Origin of the sequence: Pseudomonas sp. PAGU 2196 (assembly GCF_022179005.1) — a bacterium.
In the GTDB taxonomy this organism is placed as follows: domain Bacteria; phylum Pseudomonadota; class Gammaproteobacteria; order Pseudomonadales; family Pseudomonadaceae; genus Aquipseudomonas; species Aquipseudomonas kermanshahensis.
Genome location: NZ_BNTL01000009.1, coordinates 286,210 through 302,820, shown reverse-complemented (window position 1 = coordinate 302,820; position 16,611 = coordinate 286,210). Strand labels below are relative to the sequence as shown.

The following is a 16,611-nucleotide window of genomic DNA, read 5'->3' as shown; positions in this document are numbered from 1 at the left end:
GGACGTCCTGAATGGAAGACTTTTCGCTCGCTGCACTTAAATCACTGATTCTCGCCAATCAGTTGCTCTCTGCCGGCCTGCTTTCGTTGCTGATCACTGCGGTGATCGTGCGTAACTATTGGGAAGAGGTTTCCTACTTCCTGACCCGTGTCTGGCACAGCTTCCCGTTGATCGGTACGGTCGCGCGCCTGTCGCGCAAGCCGGCTTCGGTCGACGCTGAAGGCTGGATCAACCACGAAGTCACCCTGTCGAACGTGTACAACAAGAAGTTCAAGCTCTATGCCAAGGACGCGAACGCCTACAGTGCCTACCTGGACTACCTGTCCAAGGCCGGTGAGGCCGGGCGTTCTGCGCGGCCGTGGTGGGTGTTGGCGGTGGTCCTGTTGCTGGTGGTGATCGAGGCCATGGGGTTTGCCTATGTGGTCGCCGGCTGGGTCAACATGGACGCGTCGACCAATGACCGTCATTGGCTGACGGCATTCGTGGCGATTCTGCTGGCCGTTGCGTCGGCGTTTCTGGCCGAGGCTGCCGGGCACGCGGTGCACCACAACAGCCTGGTCGCCCGCGCCCGCCATTGGTGGCAGGGTGAAGAGCCTTCCAAGCGCTCGCGCTCGCTGAAAGCCAACAAAGCCATCAACCTGGAAGACTCCTTCAGCGACTCGGACAAGCCTGACTACGAGCAGTTGCTGGCCCGTGTGAAGGACGTGAACGCCAACGTCACGCGCAAGTTCTTCTGGTTGATCACCTGCGGTGCGTTCGTGGTGGCCATGGCCATTGGTGCCTTCCTCATCCGTTCGGCCACCCTGGACAGCATCGAGACCGAGATGGTCAACGGCATGCGTGCCGAAGCGTCCACGCAAAGCAGCACCGCGGGCTCGCCGTTCGACCTGCCAGCAGAATCCCAGGCCATCAACGATGAAGCGGATAACGCCACCATCGACGACAAGATGCAGGCGATCCGCAAGGCCAGCCTGACGACCTACGTGATGCTGTCGCTGATCTACGTGGCGATCCAGGGCATCAGCCTGTGGTTGGCCAGCCGCTACTTCTTCGCCGGTACGCACTCGCACACCGCCTGGCAGCGTACCCACAAATACGCCACCTCCGAAGAAATGCTCGATGCGATGGACCAGAAGCGTTCGGCCATCGCCAGCCATGCCGATGACAAGCTGCGCCGCTTGCAGACCTTGTTGTCCAGCCGTGATCACACCGATGCCAATGTGCTGACGGCACTGGATGGGGAAAACACCGCCCGCCGCAATTTCTTGAGCTTCGTCGAACACAAGGCTGACAAGGTATCGGAACAGCCGGAGAAGCCAGCGCGGCCGGTTGAAACCGTTGCGCCAGCGCCCGCAGCTGTAGCCGTCGCTGTCGCCGCGACGCCGGTCGAGCCTGCGCCTGCCGTAGCCCCTGTAGCCCCTGCTGCTGCAGTGGCCGAACCGGTCGGCACCGTCGCTATCAAGGCCTCCGAGTTCCACGATGTGACTGGCCTGCCGGAAGAAAGCCTGGCCGCCGCCAGCCGTGCGCTGAATGTCAGCGAGGCGCAACTGCGCGACATCCGCGAGCAACAGCAAGCACTCAAGGCGCTTGGCCTGTTCCCGGCGAAGAAGGAGGGCATGCTGTCATGAGGCTTGCCAAGGCCCTGATCCTGGCGCTGGCGCTGCCGTGTGCAGCGCTGGCCGCCGAACGCAACGACCTGCAGAGCTGCTACACGCGTAATGGCCTGGCAGACATCAAGCCTGCAGGTTCTGGCCGCGAGCTGGTGGTGATCATCGATCAGACCATCCCGATGCCAGAAGACCTGCAGCGCAGCGCCTGGGGCCAGATCGACCGGTTCGTGCAGCCGGGCGATCGCGTCAGGCTCTATACCTTCTCGGCGTTCCTGCCGGGTGAGTATCAGCGCCTGGTGTATGCCGGCGAGCTGGACACGCCGTTGCAGGGCGAGGTTCGCGACGATGTGAACATGCGCAAGCTGCGTGGCCTGGACCAGTGCCTGGCGACCCAGAAAAAGGCGTTTCAGACCGGTTTCGGCGGGCTGTTCGTGAAGGGCCTGCGCGAGGCGCGTCAGGACATCCCCAAGAGCGAAATCATGAACACCCTGCGCCGTGTCGGTGAAGACATGGGCAAAGAGCAGGGTATCCAGGAGCGGGTGGTGTACCTGATTTCGGACATGCTTGAGCATTCCGACTACACCAGCTTCTACGCGGCCAACCAGATCAAGCAACTGAACGTTGGCAACGAGCTGAAGCTTGCGCAGAGCAAGGGGCTGTACGCCGACCTGCAAGGCGCCCGGGTGTATGTGTCTGGCGCTGGGCTGGTCACCGACGCGGTGAAGCATGCCTACCGCTCTGGCAAGACCATGGATGCGCTGAACGACTTCTGGGCGCAGTACTTGAATGCGTCCAACGCAACGTTGGAAGGCTTTGGCACGCCTAGCCTGAGTACCGACCTTCGGTAACCCGGCCTTCCGGGTAATACGCACCCTTGTAGGAGCAGCCTTGCGCTGCGAAGAGGCTGGTGACAACAGCGCAGATCTACTGTGTTGTCACCGGCCTCTTCGCAGCACAAGGCTGCGCCTACAGGTGATTGCGCTACAGCTTCGGCATCTGCCCGATGCGCGCGACCATCTCGCTCACTACCTGCAGATCCAGCATGAACTGCTCCACGGTCTTGAACTCGTTGTCGTTGTGCCCAGTGTATTTCACGTCAGGCATGGCCAGGCCGAACTGCACGCCGTTGGGCAAGTCATGCACCGAAGTAGCCCCCGCCGAGGTGCCAAACTCGTGCTTCATGCCCAGGTTCTCGCTGGCCACGGCAAGCAGGGCCTTGACCCACTCGCCCTCCGGGTTGCGGTACATCGGCGCGTCGAGGCTGTAGTCGAGGGCAACCGGGACGTGGCTGGTGCTTTTCCATTTATCCAGCTTGGTCGCCAGGTCATCCTTGATCACGGCAATTTCCTTGCCCTTCGGGATACGCAGGTTGACCGCCAGTTTCAGCCCCTTGTCGTCCACGCCGACAAAGGTCGGCGAGGCGGTCAGCGGCCCCATGAACGCGTCTTCAAAGCCCACGCCGAGCTTTTTGCCCAGGTAGTCCAGGCCCCAGTTGTCGCTGGCATAACGGGCGGCGTCGGTGAACTGGTTGTGCTTGAGTGGCACCTGCTTGCCCAGGCCATCGATGAACACCAGCATGCGCGCTACCGGGTTAACCCCGGACTCTGGCTCCGAGGAGTGGGCCGAGACGCCTTTCACGGTGAGCTGCACGTTCTTGCCGACCACCTTGGCATCGATGCTGAAATCACCGCCGTTGCCCTTCACATACGCGGCACCGGCCTTGTTCAGGCTGGCTGCCAGTTCGGCAGGCTTGTCGCTGGCCAGGGTGGCGACCGACGTCGTCGGGATCTGGTTGGTGGCCAGGCCGCCGGTGAGGTGGGTGATTTCGGCGCCCTTGCCGGTGCCGGCGCGCTTGGCGAAGCTGGCCATGACCGTGCCGTAGCCTTTCTCGGCGATGACCACCGGATAGCCGCCGTCCAGCGCCAGGTTGTAGTCGGGCGTCGGGTTGCGCTCGAAGTAGTAAGGGATCGCGTCACCGCTGGTTTCTTCGGTGGTGTCCACCAGCAGTTTGAGTTGCCGGGCCAGCGGCAGCTTCTCGTCCTTGGCCACTTTCAGCGCATACAGCGCTACGACGATGCCGTTCTTGTCGTCTTCGGTGCCGCGGCCATACATGCGGTCACCCACCAGCGTGACCTTGAAGGGGTCGAGGCGAGTGCCATCGTCCAGCTTCCAGTTGTCCGGGTTGACTGGCACCACGTCGGCGTGGGCATGGATGCCGACCACCTCTTTGCCTTCGCCCAGGGTGATCTCGTAGACCCGGTTGTCGATATTGCGGAACGTCAGGCCAAAGCCTTCGGCCAGGGCTTTGATCTTGTCCGCGATCTTCAGGAACTCGGGGTTCTCGTGCTGCGGCACACCATCGACGCTGAAGGTGGGGATGGCCACCAGTTCGCGCAGGGTCTCGGTGGCGGCCTTGCCGTACTTGATACGGGTATACAGGCCCAGCAGGCGGTTGATTTCGTTCTGCTGCTCGTCGGCCAGCGGCTTGTTGGCCAGGTACGCGCTCAGCGTCTCGCCGAGGTTGTCGGCCTTGGCCAGGTCGCTGCCGTTGAGCTTGCCGATGAACTGTTTGAAGTCCGCCAGTTCTGTGCCGTCGTAGGCCTTGATGATGGCCGCGGATTGTTGCTGGGAGAGGTTGGCCTGGGCCGGTACGCTGAACAGGCCGATGCTGGCCAGCAGCAATGAAGTTGCAGTGAGTTTTTTCAGGTACATGGGCGCGCGCATTCCTTCGCGAGTCATTGTTGGGGGTACCCGTTCGAAAAACGGGAAGGTGCCCACGCTAACACCAATGCTCTGCAGTACGGGAGTACCAGAAACGCGACATGTCGCACAAACGAAAAAGCCCCGGGAAAAATCCCAGGGCTTTCGAAGATGGCGCACTCGGCGGGATTCGAACCCACGACCCCTGCCTTCGGAGGGCAGTACTCTATCCAGCTGAGCTACGAGTGCAACGCGCACGCATGATACCCATCTGTTTCGGTTGCGTCCATCGCCTTGATCTGTAGCTGTTTTTACCCGTGCTTTGGGCATAACGCTTGTAGGAGCAGCCTTGTGCTGCGAAGAAGCCGGTGACAACGGCACACGTCTGCATTCCTGTCACCGGCCTCTTCGCAGCACAAGGCTGCCCCTACCGGCCATCAGAGTGCGATCAGCTCGGGCCGCAGCCCTTCTACCCGGCGAACCACGGGTGGCAGGTAACCGCCGGCACCGGTGATCTGGTGCAGCACCTTCTCGCGCAGCCCATGCAGCGCCACGCCTGTGCGCAGGCGCGGGTGTGGCAGGTCGATTTCGACCACCGACTTGATCCGCCCCGGGCGCGGTTCCAGCACGACCACCCGGTCGGCCAGGTAGGTGGCCTCTTCGGCGTCGTGGGTCACCAGCAGGGTGGTGATGCCGGCTCGTTCCCGAATGGCCAGCAGCTCATCCTGCAGTTGCTGGCGGGTCAGCGCATCGAGCGCGCCGAAGGGCTCGTCAAGTAGCAGTATCCTAGGGCTCGCCACCAGCCCGCGGGCGATTGCCACGCGCTGGGCCATGCCGCCGGAAAGCTGGTGCGGGTAAGCCGACTCGAACCCGCTAAGGCCGACCAGCAGCACAAACTCATGCACGCGCCGGGCGCGCTCACCTTGGGTGAGCTGTTCGTTGACCAGCCCCAGGGCGATGTTCTGCTCCACCGTCAGCCAGGGGAACAGGCGGTGTTCCTGAAACACGATGCCGCGTTCGCCACCGATGCCACTGACCGGGCGCCCGTCGACACGGATGCTGCCGCTGTAGTCGGTGTCGAGCCCTACCAGCAGGCGCAGCAAGGTGGATTTGCCACAGCCGGACGCACCGACGATGGCGATGAATTCGCCTTCGTTGATCGACAGGTTGAAATCGTGAATGGCCTCCAACGGTTGGCCATCGACGCGGAAAACCTTACCGACCCCCTCGAAGCTGACCAATGGCGGGGTGACGTCGGGTTGATTGGCCGCAGGCAGGTGCGAGGTGTTGAAGGCGTTCATGCGGTTCTCCAGCGCGTGGCGCGCGATTCGAGGCGTTGTCCGAGGGTGCCAAGCAGGGCGCCGACCAGGCCGATCAGGACCATGGCGGCCATCACCTGGTCCATGCGGAACAGCTGTTGGGCGCCGATCATCAGGCTGGCGATGCCGCCGTCAGAAGGCATGAAGTATTCCGCGCCGATGGTGCCCAGCCAGGCATAGATCAGCGACAGGCGCAGGCCGGCGAAAATCGCCGGGGCAGCGCCGGGCAGCACCAACCGGCGCAAGCGTTGCCACAGGCTCAGGCGCAAGGTGCGGGCGGCCTCGCCCAGCTGAGGCGACAGCCCGGCGATACCGCGCTGGGTGGCGATCAGCAACGGGAAGAACGCCGCCAGGGCCACGAACACAGTCTTGGCGCCTTCGCCCAGGCCGAACCAGGCCGTGAGCAGTGGCACCCAGGCAAACAGCGCCACTTGGCGCACGGCCGTCAGGCTCGGGCCGAACACGCGCTCGGCGCGGTGCGAAAGCCCCAGCAGCAGGCCAACCAGCAAACCCGCGCCACCGCCCAGCACCAGGCCGGTCAAGGTGCGTTGCAGGCTCAGCAGCAGCGCCTGTGGCAGCGTGCCGTCCGCCAGCCCGCTGAACAGGGTGTGCAGCACGCCCAGCGGTGACGTGAGGATGTTCTGGTCGACCCAGCCAACGTTGCTGGTGACCTGCCACAGTGCCAGCAGTGCAATCGGCAGCAGCAGGCTTTGCCAACCTTTTGGGATCGGGCCGCGCTGCTGCTCGCCGGTTGCGGGTTGCGGCCAGAACAGCAGGCGTTTCTCCAGGCGCGAGAAGCCTTGCTCCATGAGCGCCCCAACCAGGCCGATCACCAGGATGCAGAGCAGCACCAGGTCGAGCATGAACAACTGCCGGCCCCACACCATCAAGTAGCCGATGCCCTCGCTGGAGGCCAGCAGCTCCACGGCCAGCAACGACGTCCAGCCGGTGGCCAGGGCCAGGCGTACGCCCGTGAGGAAGGCGGGCAGGGCGGCGGGCAACAGCAGCCGCAGGAACAACAGGTGACGGGGCAAGCGCAACGCCGCTGCAGCTTCACGCAGTTTGGGTTGGGCATCGCGCACGCCGACCAGTGTGTGCAGGGTGACCGGCACCACCACGGCTTTGATCAGCACCACCAGCTTCAGCAACTCGCCGATGCCGAAAAACAGCATGAACAGCGGAATCCAGGCCAGGGTGGGAATTTGCGCCAGCGCGACGAAGGTGGGCAGCACCAGCGTCTGTGCCCGCCGCGACGACCCCAGCCAGGTACCCAGCAGCAACCCGCTGACAATCCCGACCGCCAAGCCCCAGAACAGCCGCTGCACACTTATCCACAGGTGCCCCCAAAGCTCCCCGGAGCCAAACTCCAGCGCGCTCTCCCACACCCGCGAAGGCGCCGGCAAAATCTGCTCGCTCATCCAGTGTTGCTGGCTGGCGACCACCCACAACACCGCGATCAACACCGGCAATACCCAAGAAAGGTACGCAGCCCTCGTGTAGGAGCTGCCTTGCGTCGCGAAAGGGCCGCGAAGCGGCCCCCGAAGCCACCCCCAACTCCTGTTCAGAATTCCATTCATCGGCATCTCTCGAACGAAGCGTTGTTATCTTATGCACTAATGGAATTAAAAAATCATAAGTGCGCATTTCAAGAGATAAGAGCATGCAACCCTTGCATGCGCAAACCCCTTACCGTTGCGTTTTCCTCATATTTTCCATGCGTTCTCCGCAAGCCCCCCGCAGGCCCGCAGCGCGCCTGATTTATGCCTTCTGGTTACTAAAAAATGAAGTTTTGATCTTTGGCGGTTCTAACCAGACCTGCCTAGCTTCTGGCCAAAGCGCCGGCCTTCGTCGGTGGCAGCCTGCCAAGGAGCCTTGCCATGAAAACCCCACTACGCCATCTGATCACCGCCCTTGGGCTGGTGTTCACCCTCAACGCCCACGCTGCCGAGTCAGCCAAGCCAGCGAGCATCCGCATCGCCGTGCCCGACCTGAGCGCCGGCAGCAAACACAGCGCCGGGGGCGTGGTCGATGTGCTGCGCGACCAGCAATTGCTGGAGAAGGAATTCGCCAAGGACGGCATCCGCATCGATTGGCACTTCTTCAAGGGCGCAGGGCCGGTGGTGAACGAGGCCCTGGCCAATGGCCAAGCCGACTTTGCCTACCTGGGGGACCTGGCTGCGATCGTCGGCAAGGCCAATGGCTTGGATACCCGCGTGCTGTCGGCCGGCGTGCGCGGGGTGAAAAGCTACCTGGGGGTGGTGCCGGGGTCCGGCATCAAGACCCTGCACGACCTCAAGGGCAAGCGTGTGGCGGTGTTCCGCGGCACTGCCAACCAGCTGTCGTTCGCCAGCGCGCTGGCCAGCCAGGGGCTGTCCGAGCGTGACCTGAAGGTGATCAACCTCGACTTCAACGCTGCCAACGCCGCAATCGCCGCCAAGCAGATCGATGCCACCTGGGGCCTGTCGAACCTGCTGGCGCTGCGTGAACGCGGGCTGGTCGAGCTGCCCGTCAATTCCCGCGACTTGCAAGGCGCCGGCAGCACCCAGGCGGTCTTGCTGGGCACCGGCGAATTCATCCGCCAGCACCCAGACCTGGTGCAGCGCCTGGTCAATGCCCAGGAGCAGGCTACCGCGTGGCTGCGTGACGAACACAACCGCGACGCCTATGTCGACCTGGTGGCAAACAACGCCAGCTGGCCGCGCAGCATCCTCAGCGATGACTTGGCCAAGGAAAACCTCGCGCATTACTTCGACCCACGCCTGGACGCTGATTTTCTGGCCCAACTGCAGCAGGGCGTCGACCTGGCCGCCAAAGAGCGCCTGATCCGCCGTGGCTTCCAGGTTGCCGACTGGGTTGAACCACGCTTTCTCGACACCGCACTGCAACAGCAGCAGGCCGTCCAGGCCGCCCGCTAACCCTTTGAACCGACAATAACCGCAAGGACCACGACCATGAGCAATGCCGCCCTGGCCACCGCGCCACTCGCCCTTGAACTCGACATCCATCCGGTTGCCGGCCGTATCGGCGCCGAGATTCGCGGATTGAAGCTTTCTGCCGACCTGGATGCCGCCACGATCAATGCCATACAGGCGGCCTTGGTCGAGCACAAAGTGATCTTCTTCCGTGGCCAGACCCACCTGGATGACCAGAGCCAGGAAGGCTTCGCCAAGTTGCTGGGCGAACCGGTCGCCCACCCCACCGTGCCGGTGGTCGATGGCACCAGCTACCTGCTCCAGCTCGATGGTGCCGAAGGCCAGCGGGCCAACTCCTGGCACACCGACGTGACCTTCGTCGATGCCTACCCCAAGGCCTCCATCCTGCGCAGCGTGGTGGCGCCAGCGTCTGGTGGGGATACCGTGTGGGCCAATACCGCAGCGGCGTACCAGGAGCTGCCCGAGCCACTGCGCGAGCTGGCCGACAAGTTGTGGGCGGTGCACAGCAACGAATACGACTATGCGTCCCTCAAGCCTGACGTCGACCCGGCCAAGCTGGAGCGTTATCGCCAGGTGTTCACCTCGACGGTGTACGAGACCGAGCATCCGGTCGTGCGCGTGCACCCGGTCAGCGGTGAGCGGGCGCTGCAGTTGGGGCACTTCGTGAAGCGCATCAAGGGTTATTCGCTGGCCGATTCGCAGCACCTGTTCGCCGTGCTGCAGGGGCATGTCACGCGCTTGGAAAATACCGTGCGCTGGCGCTGGCAAGCGGGGGATGTGGCGATCTGGGATAACCGCGCGACGCAGCATTATGCGGTGGATGACTATGGCATCCAGCCGCGTGTGGTTCGGCGGGTGACGTTGGCGGGTGAGGTGCCGGTGGGGGTGGATGGGCAACTGAGCCGCACAACCCGTAAAGGCTAAGTACTGCCCAGTCTGTGGGAGCAGCCTTGTACTGCGAAGAGGCCGGAGCTGCCAGGCTCATTACGTTTGGCATGCGCCGGCCTCTTCGCAGCACAAGGCTGCTCCTACACAGCGGGCGATAGGGTTGTTCATAGGTCGGTATCACAGGCAATCAGCTGCCTGACCAACCCCTGCGCCAACGGTGACAACCCATACCCCACCCGGCTCACCACCCCATAGCGGGTATAAAACGCTTCTTCGTGCTCCGGCGCCAAGTCCGAAAGCTTCAGCGCCACCAGCCCCCCGTCACGTTGATACGGCCGCAGGTTGGCATTGCAGGCAATGCCGATGGTGTCCGAATGCATCACCACATTCAGCAACGCATAGCCATGTTCGCATTCCACCGTGGGCAGAAAATCCTGCCGCCCGCTGAGGTCGCTGAGGACCTTGCGGATGTTCGGTGGGCGAAAGGTGGTGGCCAGTGGGTACTCGAACAGGTCCCGCGCCTGCACCGCCTGCCGCGTGGTCAGCGGGTGCCCTGCGCGGCAGCAGAAGTGCCAGCGCTGCGGGGCCAGCTTGTGCACGCGGTAATCCGGGTCTGACTCGAACTGGCGCGTGTCGGCGACGAAAAACTCGATCTCTTCGGCGATCAGCTTGCGGTTCAACGCCTGCCAGTTATCCACCTGAAAACACGTGCGCGCCGCTGGGTATTCGGCGACGAAGCGCGCCACTGCCCGTGGCACCAAGCCCCCCGCTGGCGCAGGGCCGGAGCCGAAGCGCACCACGCCGGTGGTGGCGCCGTTGAACTGGTGGATTTCATTGACCAGGTTGTGCGCCCCGTGCACCAGCCGCCGTGAATGCTCCAGCACCAGCAAACCCTGGCGGGTGGGGGCCAGCTCTTTGCTGGCGCGGTCTACCAGGCGGCAGCCGATGTTGTGCTCGAGGGTCTGGATGCTGCGGCTGAAGGCTGATTGCGACAGGTTCACCGCAGCGGCCGCGGCCACGAAACTGCGGTGTTCGACCAGGGCAATGTAATGGCGCAGCTGACGGAGATCGATATGCATTTTCTACATTAAAACCTTCGGTCAAATGCAATTGCTGATAAGGGTGAGTCCCCTTATAAAGGCTGTTACTTATTCCACTAAATATGAATTACAAATATTTATATCACTTAAAAGAATATAAGCCCGACTGACCGCGATTCGGTTCCGCCAACGGAAATGCTCGCTCAGGGCCCATGCCTCAAGGAGCATCAGCATGTCCCGAGTTTCCCGTTGGCCTGCGCGCGCATCGCGGTTCACCCTGCAACCCTTGGCCGCTGGCGTGTTGCTGGCGGCATCCACTGGCAGCTTTGCCGAAGCGCCTGTCAGCACAGCCCCTGCCGTGGAGCAGGAGGCCAAGCTTGGCACCGTTACCGTCAACGCCCGCCGTCGCGAAGAAACCGCACAGAGCGTGCCCACGCCGATCAGCGTGCTGAACAGCGAAACCCTGGAAACCCAGCGCATCTACCGCGTGCAGGACCTGCAACAACTGGTGCCCAGCACCAACGTCGCCTATGTGCATGCCCGTCAATCGAGCATCTCGATCCGTGGCCTGGGCAACAACCCGGCCAGCGATGGCCTGGAAGGCAGCGTCGGCATCTACCTGGACAACGTCTACCTCGGTCGCCCCGGCATGGCCGTGTTCGACCTGCTGGATGTCGAGCAACTGGAGGTGCTGCGCGGCCCGCAAGGCACGCTGTTCGGCAAGAACACCACCGCCGGTGTGCTCAACATCACCACGCGCAAGCCGACCTTCCACCGCGAGGGCAGTTTTCAGCAGTCGATTGGTGAAGATGGCTACCTGCAGACCCAGGGCAGCTTTTCCGGGCCGATCAGCGACACCCTGGCCGGGCGCATCAGTGCCTACCGCACCGAAGACGATGGCTACGTGAAGAACATCCACAACGGTGACGACCTCAACGGCGGCAAGCGCCAGGGCTTTCGCACCCAATTGCTGTTCAAGCCCAGCGAAACCTTCAACCTGCGCTGGATCGGCGAGTACAACGAAGAAGATTCCAACAACGGCATCCTCAGCTTGTACAGCACCGGCCCGACCATCAACGGCGTCAACCGCTACGAGAGCCTGGCTGCCCAGGCCGGCGCGACGCTGGTGTCGGGCAAGGACCGCAAGGTCAATTTCGATGCCGATCAGCAGGTGACGGTGTTCCAGGGTGGCACTTCGGTCGAGGCCAACTGGACCTTGCCCAACGACTTCACCCTCACCTCGATCACCGCCTACCGCTGGTGGGACTTTACCCCGCGCAACGACGATGGCCTCAACGTGCCGGTGTTCTACAGCGCTGGTGTGTCGGTGCGCGACAAGCAGTATTCGCAGGAGATTCGCCTGGCTTCGCCGACCGGTGGCGCCTTCGACTATGTGCTGGGGGCGTACTACTTCAAGCAGGACCTGGACAATAAGTCCTTCACCTATTACGGCCCTCAGGCAGACATCTGGAACATCACCCCGGCGGGCGCCCTGAACAACGTCAACACCCTCGGTGATGGCCACATCGACACCGACAGCTATGCGCTGTTCGCCCAGGGCACCTGGCACCTTACCGACCGCCTGGACTTCACCGCCGGTGTGCGCGGCACTTACGAGGAGAAAAGCGCCTGGGTGACCCGTGATGCGCCTACGGGGGGCGCGGCGGTCACCGGCGCCGCAGCGGCGGCGCGCCAGGGCCGGGTGGGGGCCTACGACTCGGGGGATCTCAACCAGTACAGCTTCAGCCCCTCTGGCCTGCTGGGCCTGAGTTACCGCTTCAACGACCAGGTACTGGGTTATGCCACCCTGACCCATGGCGAGAAATCCGGGGGTATCAACCTGACCGTGGGCGCCGCGCCGCGCTTGGGCACTGACTCGCTGCTGGTCGGCACCGAGCGGGTCAACAACGCCGAAATCGGGGTCAAGAGCACGCTGCTGGATGATCGCCTGCAGCTCAACGCCAACCTGTTCTGGGCCGAAGTGCATGGCTACCAGGCCAACGTGTATGACGAGGCCAACCGCGTGCAGTACCTGGCCAACGCGGGGCGTGTGCGTTCGCGTGGCCTGGAGTTCGAGGCCACGGCACTGCCGGTGCGCGGCCTCACGGTCAACTTCAACGGCTCGTGGAACGACGTGCGCTACACCGAGTACGACGATGCGCCATGCCCGCCCGAAGTCAGCCTGGCCAATGCCACCGCCACCTGCGACCTGTCGGGCCATCAGGTGGTCGGTGCCTCCAAGTACATCGCCAACCTCAACGCCCAGTACAAGTGGCAGCTGGCCGAGCGCGTCGAGCCCTACGTCACCGCCAGCTACGCCTTCCGTTCCAAGGCGGTGGGCACCATCGACGACTCTGATTTCGGCCAGATCCCCAGCTATGCGCTGGTCAACCTCTCCACCGGCGTGCGCCTGGACCAGGGCGACGGCGTGCTCGACCTGTCGCTGTGGGTGAAAAACGCCGGCGACAAGACCTACTTCACCAGCCTGTGGAACTCCGCCAACGGTGGCTATGCCGGGGTACTCGGCACCCCTCGCACCTTCGGCGCTACCGCCCGTTACGACTTCTGAGCACAAGGAGCTTTGCCATGAATGCTAAAACCGAAACCCCTGCATTGCCTGAAGGCGCCTGCCTCACAGCCAAGGTCCCCGGGCCTGATGAGGCGCTGTTGGGTGACGTGGTGGTCAACCCGTACCGCCTGGCACCGCTGACGGCCATCATCCGCGATGGCGGGCGTACCGTGAGTGCGGCCCATGTGCGCGTGCTGGGCCGTGGCGAGCGGGGCGTAGACATCGCCTACGAGGTGTCGGACCGCTCGCTGTGGACCTATGGCGGCATCCCGGTGTTCGGGTTGTACCCCGACTACGTCAACCAGGTTGAAGTGACCTACAAACTCGATGGCGAGCGCATCCGCGAGCGTTATCAGGTCTATGCGCCGGCAGTGCGCCTGCCGGTGGTGGCGAAGCAGACGGCAGCGTTGCCAGAGGTCGAACCCATCAAGGTAGCGCCCGGCTTCGAAAATCGTCTTTACCTGTTCAACCACCTGCAGGGGGATATCCCGGGCGGCCGAGCCTTCAAGTGGAATGCCCTGGGCGGTGCGGCCGAGTGGGACCAAGTGGGCAATAACTGGATCGCCGACAGTAATGGCGACGTGCGCTGGTACCTGGATATCGAGCAGATTCACGATTCCAACCGCCGGGACGGCCTGGGCGGCACCATGGGCTTCCAGCAGACCCGTGACGGCAAGCTGATCTGGGGCCAGGGCCAGACTTACTCCAAGTACGACCTGCTTGGCCGGCGCATCTGGCAACGCAGCCTGCCGGACAAGTTTGCCGACTTCTCCCACGAAATCCGCGAGACCGCCAACGGCACCTACTTGTTGCGGGTAGGTACCAGCGACTATCGCCGGCCAGACGGCAAGCGCGTGCGCTCGATCCGTGACCACATCATCGAGGTGAGCGAAGCGGGTGATGTGTTGGACTTCTGGGACCTGAACCAGATCCTCGACCCGTACCGCGGCGACCTGCTGGAAACCCTTGGCAAGGCGGCGATCCAGTTGCCCGACGGCGTGCAAAAGCACGAAGACCGGCTGGCCAACGAACTGGCCGAAGGCGACCTGCCGTTCGGTGACACCCCAGGCGTTGGCACCGGGCGCAACTGGGCGCACGTCAATGCCATCGACTACGACGCAGATGACGACAGCATCATCGTTTCAGCACGCCATCAAGGCGTGGTGAAGATCGGCCGTGACAAAACCGTGAAGTGGATTCTCGCCTCGCCACAGGGGTGGCCGCAGCGCTTGCAGGACAAGGTGCTGACGCCGGTGCAGAGCGAAGGCTTCGACTGGTCCTGGACCCAGCACACCGCCTGGCTCACGGGCAAAGGCACGTTGACTGTGTTCGACAACGGCTGGGGGCGCGATTTTGCCCCGACCAAGCTGGCCGGCAATTACAGCCGCGCGGTGGAGTACAAGATCGACGAGGCCAAAGGCACGGTCGAGCAGGTGTGGGAGTACGGCAAAGCGCGCGGTGACGAATGGTACAGCCCGGTGACCTCGGTGGTGGCCTACCGGCCCGAGACCGATACCCAGTTCATCTATTCGGCCTCGGTGAATTTCCTGACCCCAGAGAAACTGACTACCACCGTGCTCAATGAGGTGCGCCGCGGGACGCAGGAGGTGCTGGTGGAGCTGAAGGTGCACAGCCGGCAGCCGGGCAGTGTCGGGTATCGGGCGCTGGTGATAGACCTGGGCAAGGCGTTCTGATCCATCCCGTCTGGGAGGGCCGTCGGTCCTCCCTTCACATTTCTTCCCGCTTGATCGTCTAACCTGTATCGGCCTCTTCGCGGGCAAGTCCGCTCCCACAGGATCTCCACAATCTCCTAGGGATGTGCACTCTGTGGGAGCGGGCTTGCCCGCGAAGAGGCCGGCTGCGGTGTAAAAAATCATGAAATTTCCCCAGGCTGTTCAACCATTCGTTCTTTTTTTCGAACAGCCTATTGTCCTACACCCCAGCAGCCGCTTAGCATTCGTTTGAGATTTCAAACGCTCGATGCCCTGCTTTGGGCGCTTTTCAACAATCAACAATTCGGGAAGCCGACATGCAGCTCAAAGACGCTCAGTTGTTCCGCCAGCAAGCCTATATCAATGGTGAGTGGCTGGATGCGGACAATGGCCAGACCATCAAGGTGACCAACCCGGCCACCGGCGAAGTCATCGGTACCGTGCCGAAGATGGGCACCGCGGAAACCCGCCGCGCCATCGAAGCCGCCGACAAGGCCCTGCCGGCCTGGCGCGCCCTGACCGCCAAAGAGCGTTCGGCCAAGCTGCGTCGCTGGTTCGAACTGATGATCGAGAACCAGGACGACCTGGCTCGCCTGATGACCACCGAGCAAGGCAAGCCACTGGCCGAAGCCAAAGGCGAAATCGCTTACGCCGCCTCGTTCATCGAGTGGTTCGCCGAAGAAGCCAAGCGCGTCTATGGTGACACCATCCCAGGCCACCAGCCTGACAAGCGCCTGATCGTCATCAAGCAGCCAATCGGCGTCACCGCGGCCATTACCCCGTGGAACTTCCCGGCGGCCATGATCACCCGTAAAGCCGGCCCGGCCCTGGCCGCTGGCTGCACCATGGTGCTCAAGCCTGCTTCGCAGACCCCGTACTCCGCTCTGGCCCTGGTCGAGCTGGCTCACCGTGCCGGCATCCCGGCTGGTGTGCTGAGCGTCGTCACCGGCAGCGCTGGCGAAGTCGGCGGCGAGCTGACTGGCAACTCCCTGGTACGCAAACTGTCCTTCACCGGCTCGACCGAAATCGGTCGCCAGCTGATGCAAGAATGCGCCAAGGACATCAAGAAGGTTTCCCTGGAGCTGGGCGGCAACGCGCCGTTCATCGTGTTCGACGACGCTGACCTGGACAAGGCAGTCGAAGGCGCGATCATCTCCAAGTACCGCAACAACGGCCAGACCTGCGTCTGCGCCAACCGTATCTACGTGCAGGACGGCGTCTACGACGCGTTCGCCGAGAAGCTGGCTGCTGCAGTGGCCAAGCTGAAGATCGGTAACGGTCTGGAAGACGGCACCACCACTGGCCCGCTGATCGACGGCAAAGCTGTCGCCAAGGTTCAGGAACACATCGAAGACGCAGTCGCCAAAGGCGCCAAGGTGCTGGCCGGTGGCAAGCTGATCGAAGGCAACTTCTTCGAGCCGACCATTCTGGTCAACGTGCCGAAGACCGCTGCTGTTGCCAAGGAAGAGACCTTCGGCCCACTGGCGCCGCTGTTCCGCTTCCAGGACGAAGCCGAAGTCATCGCCATGTCCAACGACACCGAGTTCGGCCTGGCTTCGTACTTCTACGCCCGCGACATGAGCCGTGTGTTCCGTGTTGCCGAAGCGCTGGAATACGGCATGGTTGGCATCAACACCGGCCTGATTTCCAACGAAGTCGCACCGTTTGGCGGTATCAAGGCTTCGGGCCTGGGCCGCGAAGGTTCCAAATACGGTATCGAGGACTACCTCGAAATCAAATACCTGTGCATCAGCGTCTGATCACCGGTTAAAAGGCTTTACCTCTGCCAGCGGGGCGCGAGAGCGACGTCTCGCTGGCCTTTTTTACATGCAGTACCTGG

The 16,611-nt window shown here is 62.9% G+C and carries 11 protein-coding genes and 1 tRNA gene; 7 read left to right on the top strand and 5 right to left on the bottom strand.

The window, feature by feature from the left end:
- The first annotated feature begins 11 nt into the window (after window positions 1–11).
- Both MFF34_RS09485 and MFF34_RS09480 read left to right on the top strand, forming a co-directional pair.
- Window positions 12–1,628: a hypothetical protein gene (locus tag MFF34_RS09485; protein WP_238212751.1), complete on the top strand. Its 1,617-nt coding sequence runs from the start codon at window positions 12–14 to the stop codon at window positions 1,626–1,628.
- Window positions 1,625–2,458, top strand: a complete 834-nt coding sequence (locus MFF34_RS09480) for a hypothetical protein (protein WP_027595145.1) — start codon at window positions 1,625–1,627, stop codon at window positions 2,456–2,458. The genes MFF34_RS09485 and MFF34_RS09480 overlap by 4 nt, the downstream gene beginning before the upstream one ends.
- 133 nt (window positions 2,459–2,591) lie before the next feature.
- On the opposite strand, the gene MFF34_RS09475 is transcribed toward MFF34_RS09480, so the two are convergent.
- The 4 genes from MFF34_RS09475 to MFF34_RS09460 all read right to left on the bottom strand — a co-directional run bounded on the left by MFF34_RS09475 (window position 2,592) and on the right by MFF34_RS09460 (window position 7,206).
- Window positions 2,592–4,322 carry a dipeptidase gene (locus MFF34_RS09475; protein ID WP_238212749.1) on the bottom strand — a complete coding sequence of 577 codons (1,731 nt, stop codon included), beginning with the start codon at window positions 4,320–4,322 and terminating at the stop codon, window positions 2,592–2,594.
- A gap of 160 nt (window positions 4,323–4,482) precedes the next feature.
- A tRNA-Arg gene (locus tag MFF34_RS09470) sits at window positions 4,483–4,559 on the bottom strand.
- A 188-nt stretch (window positions 4,560–4,747) separates the two neighbouring features.
- Window positions 4,748–5,611, bottom strand: coding sequence for an ABC transporter ATP-binding protein (locus tag MFF34_RS09465; protein WP_238212747.1), 864 nt, complete (start codon window positions 5,609–5,611; stop codon window positions 4,748–4,750).
- Window positions 5,608–7,206, bottom strand: coding sequence for an ABC transporter permease (locus MFF34_RS09460; RefSeq protein WP_283236617.1), 1,599 nt, complete (start codon window positions 7,204–7,206; stop codon window positions 5,608–5,610). Before MFF34_RS09460 ends, MFF34_RS09465 begins: the two co-directional genes overlap by 4 nt.
- 300 nt (window positions 7,207–7,506) lie before the next feature.
- Here MFF34_RS09460 and MFF34_RS09455 point away from each other — a divergent pair, with 300 nt between their 5' ends.
- Window positions 7,507–8,544 (top strand): ABC transporter substrate-binding protein, encoded by a 1,038-nt coding sequence (locus tag MFF34_RS09455; RefSeq protein ID WP_027595149.1) that lies wholly within the window; start codon window positions 7,507–7,509, stop codon window positions 8,542–8,544.
- 36 nt (window positions 8,545–8,580) lie between these two features.
- Complete coding sequence (locus MFF34_RS09450; RefSeq protein WP_238212745.1) at window positions 8,581–9,486, top strand: TauD/TfdA family dioxygenase; 906 nt, start codon at window positions 8,581–8,583, stop codon at window positions 9,484–9,486.
- Window positions 9,487–9,614: 128 nt separating this feature from the next.
- Here the strand turns inward: MFF34_RS09450 and MFF34_RS09445 are convergent, their stop codons facing one another.
- Window positions 9,615–10,529, bottom strand: a complete 915-nt coding sequence (locus MFF34_RS09445; RefSeq protein WP_027595151.1) for a LysR family transcriptional regulator — start codon at window positions 10,527–10,529, stop codon at window positions 9,615–9,617.
- A gap of 193 nt (window positions 10,530–10,722) precedes the next feature.
- On the opposite strand from MFF34_RS09445, the gene MFF34_RS09440 reads away from it, so the two are divergent.
- The 3 genes from MFF34_RS09440 to gabD all read left to right on the top strand — a co-directional run bounded on the left by MFF34_RS09440 (window position 10,723) and on the right by gabD (window position 16,531).
- Window positions 10,723–13,059 (top strand): TonB-dependent receptor, encoded by a 2,337-nt coding sequence (locus tag MFF34_RS09440; RefSeq protein ID WP_238212742.1) that lies wholly within the window; start codon window positions 10,723–10,725, stop codon window positions 13,057–13,059.
- Between the two features lie 17 nt (window positions 13,060–13,076).
- A complete protein-coding gene (locus tag MFF34_RS09435; protein WP_238212740.1) occupies window positions 13,077–14,753 on the top strand; it encodes an aryl-sulfate sulfotransferase in 1,677 nt (558 codons plus the stop codon).
- A 335-nt stretch (window positions 14,754–15,088) separates the two neighbouring features.
- Entirely contained in the window at window positions 15,089–16,531 is a 1,443-nt protein-coding gene (gene gabD, locus MFF34_RS09430; RefSeq protein WP_027595154.1) for an NADP-dependent succinate-semialdehyde dehydrogenase, read from the top strand.
- Window positions 16,532–16,611: the final 80 nt, after the last annotated feature.